Source organism: Sphingobacterium shayense (assembly GCF_013179575.1).
GTDB lineage: Bacteria > Bacteroidota > Bacteroidia > Sphingobacteriales > Sphingobacteriaceae > Sphingobacterium > Sphingobacterium shayense.
This window is the reverse complement of sequence record NZ_JABMCQ010000316.1, coordinates 1-1,508: the sequence shown is the minus strand read 5'-3', so window position 1 is coordinate 1,508 and position 1,508 is coordinate 1. Positions and strand designations below refer to the sequence as shown.

Genomic DNA, 1,508 nt, shown 5'->3' with positions numbered 1-1,508 from the left:
ATCCTTACCTTAATATGATGATTATGGAATCCTCGCACAGTAATTTGGAAGGTTTGACAAAATTTTTAAAGAGGGGTAAATCTACAAATGACTGCATGTTTTCCAATTTGGGACGCATTGAGATTCCGCATCAATACGACAAGTTTTCACTCGATGCTATATTCAGTCCATCGGTCATCGGTCCCCTAGGTAATACCACCACGCTGGTCGCCTCAACATTTCGTGGTGAAATGGATTTTTCTTTTATTGGGAGTGAAGGATTTTTACCTTACGGGGAGGCAGAGGCTATCCGTGATGAGGTAATAAAGTCCATTAAACTAAGAACTACAAACAATCTATCATGAGCAGACGCAGCCTACTATTGGTAGAACGGATCATGTATGTTGATCCCATTACACCGTTAAACTGCGTGTTTGCAGCGAAAATTAAAGGAAATATCCCTGAGGAAAATTTTAATATTGCTCTTTATAAGATTCAACAAAAGCACCCGATGCTTAGAACAGTGATAGAGAACCAGGAGGATGGGCACCCTGTCTTTGTTCTAAAAGAAAATATCGAGCCTATACCGCTTCGCATGCTTGAACGTAAAACGGACGAGGACTGGATTTCGATATCCCGCGAGCAGTGGGGGCATTTGTTCGATAATCCGAAAAAGCCTCTTGCCAAAGTGCTGTGGATCAAGGGTGATAGCGTCTCTGAGATTATCTTGGTAATGCCACACTGCGTTTGTGATGGCGCAACGTGCGTGACACTGATGCGGGAACTTTTTAGCCTGCTTGATGATTCGGAGGTTAATTTACAATCCTACCCCATGTTTCGTTCGGTAAATGAGTTTTTACCAGCTGATTTTGATGTCAAACGAAAGAAGCGTAAAGCGAAGCTATATCTATTTTTAGCACGGATCTTCTTTTTTATGCAGTTAAAAGGTAAAAAAAGAAATCTTGGTGATAACTATGTTATCCACTGGAAGCTTGATTCCGTAGCAACGGCAAATATAATTGAGCGCTGTAAAGCTCACGGACTTTCTGTCCATGCGTTACTTTGCGCGGCATTTATGAATGCTTTTCGGCAGCTGCAGGCCGCCGCCAGCAAGGGTAAGGTCATTTGTCCTGTCGACATTCGCCGGTTTATACCTGAAATTAAACAAGATCATTTATTCGCGTTCGCTCCCACGGTTGAACTGTCGCTGAAAAAGGGTTCAAATAGTCTTTTAGACAGTGCCAGACAGATCAAGACGGAGCTTACCGGCAAGATCCAAAAATTAAACGCGCGGGAGCTCCTATGGATGGGAGAGCGAATGCATCCGGTTCTTGGAAAAATGATTTCCTTATTGAGGTCAACTCGAGGTGGGCATGACGTCACTCTTTCCAATATGGGCAATATCGATATTCCCCGCACCTATAAGAATTTTGAAGTTGAGACCGTTTATAGCCCAACAGTGGCCTTTCCATGGCTGAATTCCAATACACTGGTTGTATCCACATTTGGTGGGCAGATGGATTTTTCTT

At 43.0% G+C, this 1,508-nt stretch carries 2 protein-coding genes; both read left to right on the top strand.

Features of this window, described 5'->3' with window-relative positions:
• Positions 1 to 344: hypothetical protein (locus HP439_RS19060; protein ID WP_216657909.1), on the top strand; the 344-nt coding region annotated here is incomplete at its 5' end.
• The coding region (locus tag HP439_RS19055) for a phthiocerol/phthiodiolone dimycocerosyl transferase family protein (RefSeq protein WP_172391905.1) at positions 341 to 1,508 on the top strand (1,168 nt) is incomplete at its 3' end. The genes HP439_RS19060 and HP439_RS19055, both read left to right, overlap by 4 nt.